This window comes from Streptomyces sp. NPDC058632 (genome assembly GCF_042717095.1).
GTDB lineage: Bacteria > Actinomycetota > Actinomycetes > Streptomycetales > Streptomycetaceae > Streptomyces.
Genome location: NZ_JBHXQZ010000103.1, coordinates 22459 through 27842, shown reverse-complemented (window position 1 = coordinate 27842; position 5384 = coordinate 22459). Strand labels below are relative to the sequence as shown.

Sequence of the window (5384 nt, the reverse complement as noted above, 5' to 3'; positions counted from 1 at the left end):
GACCGGCACTTCTTCGGGTCCCGGCCCGGTTGACGACAGCCGCTGCCCGCCGCCCGCTGTCTTCAGTGGTGGCCGCTCACGCGTCCCTGCAGCAGCCGGGACAGCGCCGCGTGCACGTCGTCCAGGGAGCGCTCCGGCTGGAAGGCCTGCCAGTCCAGCGCGGCCACCAGCACCATGCCGACCAGCGCCGCCGCCGTCAGCGGAATGTCGATCTCCGCACTGAACTCCTCGTTGTCCACGCCCTCGCGCAGCACGTCCTCGACCACCGTCACGGCCTGCTGCCGGACCACCAGCAGCGTGGACTGCCAGGCCCGGTTGGTGCGCCACAGCTCGGCCACGTACAACTGGGTGAAGGCCGGGTAGCGGTCGATGAAGACGAGTCCCGCACGGACCATCGCGTCCAGGGCGTCGACCTTGCTGCCGTCCGCCCCGGCCGTCCGCTCGGCCGCCTCCCGCAGGGAGGCGGTGAGGAGCCCGACCCCGTGCCGCAGCAGTTCCTCGAAGAGGACCGACTTGCTCGCGAAGTTGTAGTAGACCGTGCCCTTCGCGACCCCCGCCCGCTCGGCGATCTCGTCCACGGTGGTGGCGGAGAAGCCCTGCTCCGCGATGAGCGTGACGGCCGCCTCGTAGAGCTTCTGCCGGGTGGCCTCGCGGCGGGTGCTGCCGCCCGGCGTGGTGCTGCTGCGTTCCATGCCCCTGATTCTCACAGCACCGCCGGCCCTCCCCTCCACAGGCTCGGCCCAGGGGGCGGCCCGCCCGGTACCGAACAGCCGATCGAAGCAAAACGCCAGGTCGGAACGGATTGTCAGTGGCATACCGCACGATGAGCGCATACGGCACCTCGTAGCAGGGGATGCCGTCACGAAGACGACAGGAGGTTCGTCATGGCCCACTCGTCCGCAGCCGCCGCCCGCCGGCGCCGCGCCACCGGCCCTGCCCCCTCACTGACCGGCCCGCCGAGCGACGTCCACCCCGTACTGCGCCGCGCCACCGCCCCGCCCGCCGCCCTCGACCTGCTCGCCCAGGCCCGTGCCGGACTCGACGAGGCCACCGTCCTCGACACCCCCAACGAGCGCTACGCGACGGCCCACCTCGCCGCCCTGCGCACCGCCGCCGCCGTGCTCGCCGCACGGGGACGGCCCGAGACCTCGCCCCGGGCCCGGAGCAGGATCCGGAGCGCCTGGGAAGTGCTCCCCGAGATCGCGCCCGAACTCGGGGAATGGAGCACCCTGTTCGCCTCGGGCGCCCGGCGCCGCGCCCGCGCCGAGGCGGGCATCAGGGGCGCGGCCAGCGGCCGGGACGCCGACGACCTGATACGGGACGTCGCGACGTTCCTGCGCCTGGTCGAGCGGATGCTCGTCCTCCAGCCCGTCCTCCCGCAACCCCGCACAGACGATCACTCGGACCATCCCGACCGCTCGGACCATCCCGACCACTCGGCCCACCCGGACGGGCACGACCCGGGCGGCCGGGACCCGGGCGGCGGCATGAGCCGCGAGCTGCCCGACGCGGGCTGAGCGTTCCTCCCCGGCCCCGGCCCCGGCCCCGGTCCCGCCCCACCCCGCTCCCGCCGCGCCACCGCCCGGCGGGAGCGGGGCAGCGCGGCGCGGGCAATGCGGCGCAGGCAATAGGGTGGAAGACGCCTGAAGCCTCCGCGTCCCCTGTCCGGGCCGGGGAGGCAGCCCGATCGCTCCGCCGTGAACGAGGCGGTGCCCGCCGAGGAGTCAACTGCCGTGTCGGACACCCTGCGCCCCCGCGCCGCTCTTCGTACCGCCGTGGTCTGGGAGGTCCTCCAGGATGCCCTGGAGGACCGGGCCAAGGCGACGGGACGGCCGGCGCTGGACGTCCTCGACACCGGCGGCGGCAGCGGCAACTTCGCCGTGCCCGTGGCCCGCCTCGGCCACCGGGTCACCGTCGTCGACCCCAGCCCCAACGCGCTGTTCGCCCTGGAGCGCCGTGCCGCCGAGGCCGACGTCGCCGACCGGGTCCGCGGCGTCCAGGGCGACGCGCACGGCCTCTTCGACGTCGCCGAGCGCGGCGGCTACGACGTGGTGCTGTGCCACGGAGTGCTGGAGTACGTCGACGACCCGGCCGAGGGGGTGCGCAACACGGTGGCCGCCCTGCGCCCCGACGGCGTCCTCAGCCTGCTCGCGGCCGGCCTCGGCGGCGCCGTGCTCTCCCGGGCCCTCGCCGGCCACTTCAAGGAGGCCCGGCAGGCGCTCGACGACCCGAACGGCCGATGGGGCACGGGCGACCCGGTACCGCGCCGCTTCACCGCCGACCAGCTCACCGGTCTGGTCGAGGGAGCGGGCCTGCGGGTCGGCGCCGTGCACGGCGTGCGGGTCTTCGCCGACCTCGTCCCCGGCGTGCTCGTGGACACCGAGCCCGGAGCCCTGGACGCGCTGCTGAAGCTGGAGGCCGCGGCGGCCGAACTCGCCGCCTTCCACTCCGTGGCCACCCAGCTCCATGTGCTCGGTGAGGCACCGGGGACCGAAGGGGCCTGAGCAACCGCCTGTATCGCACCGCTGATCAGCGGAGCGGCCTGGCGGCCGCACTCCGCAGGGAGTCCGCCGCAGGCCCCCCGAATGGCGGCTGGGCACCGTATGATCGAGGGAGACCGTCCGGCATGACGGCCTGGCTGCCGGGGAATGAAAAGCCTCGAGCGGACCGGGACGCCCATGACGGGTGCCGGTTGGCCAATTGGCGCAGAGGGGCGGGTTTCATGGGGGCGAATCCCTGCCTATCCTGAAGGGACCCCCCGGGTCGCCCCGGCGACTGCACGATGAGGAGGACGCCGTGCCGCTCTCGGAGCACGAGCAGCGCATGCTCGAGCAAATGGAGCGAGCGCTGTACGCCGAAGATCCCAAGTTCGCGTCGGCGCTCGAGGGAAGTGGCCTGCGTACGTACACCCGTCGGCGGGTCTACCAGGCGATCGCGGGCTTCCTCGTAGGTATTGCGCTCCTCATGGCCGGAATGGTCGCCCAGCAGGTCTGGCTCAGTGTGGTGGGGTTCCTCGTCATGCTGGGCTGCGCGGTTCTCGCCGTGACCGGCTGGCGCAAAGCGCCCAAGCCCGGTGAACAGGCGGTTGATGCCGCAGCCGGTGCCGCTGGTTCCACCGGCGCACCGCAGTCAGGCCGTCAGGGCAGGCAGCGGCGCTCCGTGATGGACCGCATAGAGCAGCGCTGGCAGCGCCGCCGTGACGAACAGGGTGGCGGGCAGTAGCTCCCCTCCCCACACACCACTCCAGGATCTGCGCGAAGACATGGGTACAGGGGGTGACCACCGGCCCGGTGGTCACCCCCTGACGCATATCCGCACCCGGGCCCACGCACGGCCGCACACCGGTTCGGCGCACGCCCGCGCACCGACCAGGCGCCGGCAGGGGCGGAAGACGGTAGGGCAGGCGGCGTACGACGGGTGAGGGGCAGGACGATTTCCGGTCGTCCTGCCCCTCACCCGTCGCCGTGCGCCCCTTCGGCTGCGGTCACCCGCCCCGCCGGGCCCGCCCCGTCACCCCCGCTGCCGCGAGGGCCTGCGCCACGTGGGCCCCCGCCATACCGGCCGCAGGGCGAGGACGCGGTGCCGGACGGCGGCCCACCGGGCCGACGCCGCCCACACCACCCGCACCGTGGAACGCGGCAGGAACAGCGCGCGCAGCCGCGCACCCCGGCCGGCCCCGGACCGCAGTCCGGCCGCCACCCGGCGCACATCGTCCGTGAGACCCGCCGCCGGGCGCGGCCGCGGCGCGTAGAGGACCTGTTCCACGGCATCCGCCACCCGGTGGACCGAGGCCGCGGCGTCCGGGTCGAGCCGGCCGAGCCGGACGATCCGGGCCGCCGCCTTGCGCGGAGTCAGCGACTCGTCCGGGGAGACGCCGACGTCCCACGCCGCGTCCGTCAGCTCGTCCCACACGGCCAGGGTGTGCGACGCCGTGCCCGCCTCGGACCGGCCGTGCGCGCCCAGGCGGACCGAACGGGTCCGCAGCCGCCACAGCATCGGCGCCAGCGGCAGCACCAGAACGGCGAGCCCGCCCAGTACCCACGCCAGCACCACGTACCACTTCGGCCCGTCGCCGTCCGTGGGCAGCGTCACCAGGGGCGCCTCGCTCGCGCAGTCGTCCAGCCGCTGCTGCCGCACCGAGCAGCTCTCGCTCTCCGACGGAGCGGCCGAGGGCTCCGAGGGCTCCGCCTCGGACGGCCGGGCCGGGTCGGGCAGCGCGCTGTCCGGTGTCTCCGGCACGGTGTACTCCGGCACCGAACCACGGGTGGGGGTCGGTTCGAAGCGGGTCCAGCCCACGCCCTCGAAGTACAGCTCGGGCCAGGCGTGCGCGTCCCGCAGCCCCACCGCCACCGTGCCGTCCGCCTGCGGGGTGCCGGGCGCGAAGCCCACCGCGACCCGGGCGGGTATGTCCAGGGACCGGGCCATCGACGCCATGGCGAAGGAGAAGTGGACGCAGAAGCCCTCCTTGTCCCTCAGGAAGCGGGCGATCGCCTCCGAGCCGCTGCCGACGTCGACCTCCGTGTCGTACTCGAAGCCGCCTGTCAGGGTGAAGTACTCCTGGAGCATGACCGCACGGTCGTACGCGTTCGTCGCCCCCTCGGTGACGTCACGGGCGGTCCGGGACACCACCGCGGGCAGTGAGTCGGGCAGCTCCGTGTAGTCCCGCTCCAGGGCGGCCGGCGGCGCCGACGCGTCGGCCAGCTGCTCCGCCGTGGGCCGCACGTCCAGGCTGCGCACCTGATAGGTCAGCCCCCGGGTGTTCTGGCCGTGGTCGCCGACCAGCGTCATTCCCACCGGTTCGTAGCGCCAGTTGCCCCGGATGTCCACGCCGCTCGGCGGATACGGCATCGGCAGCCAGTCCTGCCCGTACCAGTCGGCGGTCGAGATCGTCGTGCCGACCTCCTCGCGTTCGATGTCCGGGCCGAGGCCGGCCGGGGTCGGGAAGGCGTCGTCGGGCACCGTGGTGATGGACCGCTTGGACGGCTTCCAGGTGGTGCCGTCGAAGTCGTCCAGGGACACGATCCGCAGATACAGGTCCGAGACGTTCTCCGCCTGGGAGCGCACCGACATGACCTGGCGGTCCTCGTCCACGTTCAACGAGTCGCGCAGGGACACCAGCGGATTCACCGCGGAGATCGTGCCACCCCCGCCGGAACCCGGGCCGACACCCGAACCCGCCGGGTCCAGCAGGCCGCCGTTCATCGTGGGCAGACCGAGCGGCGCCACCAGGGCGACACCCACCGCGAGCAGCCCGATCCGCCGGCCGGTGCGCACCGGCGCGCGGGTCCCCTGCCGCGGGCCGGGCGAGCCGGACCGCGCCCCCCCGCAATACCCCCCCCACGGGGGGGGGCGGTGACGGCCCGCCCACCGCCGCCGGCTGAATT

At 74.2% G+C, this 5384-nt stretch carries 5 protein-coding genes; 3 read left to right on the top strand and 2 right to left on the bottom strand.

Annotated elements, in window-relative coordinates:
• Nucleotides 1-62 precede the first annotated feature (62 nt).
• Nucleotides 63-692 carry a TetR/AcrR family transcriptional regulator gene (locus ACFWVE_RS29765; RefSeq protein ID WP_384020561.1) on the bottom strand — a complete coding sequence of 210 codons (630 nt, stop codon included), beginning with the start codon at nt 690-692 and terminating at the stop codon, nt 63-65.
• Nucleotides 693-884: 192 nt separating this feature from the next.
• Between ACFWVE_RS29765 and ACFWVE_RS29760 the strand changes: the two genes are divergently transcribed.
• The 3 genes from ACFWVE_RS29760 (at nt 885) to ACFWVE_RS29750 (ending at nt 3222) form a co-directional block, all read left to right on the top strand.
• Nucleotides 885-1517, top strand: coding sequence for an SAV_6107 family HEPN domain-containing protein (locus ACFWVE_RS29760; protein WP_384020558.1), 633 nt, complete (start codon nt 885-887; stop codon nt 1515-1517).
• 216 nt (nt 1518-1733) lie between these two features.
• Nucleotides 1734-2504: a methyltransferase gene (locus tag ACFWVE_RS29755; protein WP_384020555.1), complete on the top strand. Its 771-nt coding sequence runs from the start codon at nt 1734-1736 to the stop codon at nt 2502-2504.
• 292 nt (nt 2505-2796) lie between these two features.
• Nucleotides 2797-3222 carry a DUF3040 domain-containing protein gene (locus tag ACFWVE_RS29750; protein ID WP_384020553.1) on the top strand — a complete coding sequence of 142 codons (426 nt, stop codon included), beginning with the start codon at nt 2797-2799 and terminating at the stop codon, nt 3220-3222.
• Nucleotides 3223-3510: 288 nt separating this feature from the next.
• Here the strand turns inward: ACFWVE_RS29750 and ACFWVE_RS29745 are convergent.
• The coding region (locus ACFWVE_RS29745) for a DUF3488 and DUF4129 domain-containing transglutaminase family protein (RefSeq protein WP_384020550.1) at nt 3511-5384 on the bottom strand (1874 nt) is incomplete at its 5' end.

What these genes read in the sequence shown, in the direction of transcription:
- ACFWVE_RS29760 (WP_384020558.1), top strand. Translation starts at nt 885, where the DNA reads ATGGCCCACTCGTCCGCAGCCGCCGCCCGCCGGCGCCGCGCCACCGGC.
- ACFWVE_RS29765 (WP_384020561.1), bottom strand. Translation starts at nt 692, where the DNA reads ATGGAACGCAGCAGCACCACGCCGGGCGGCAGCACCCGCCGCGAGGCC.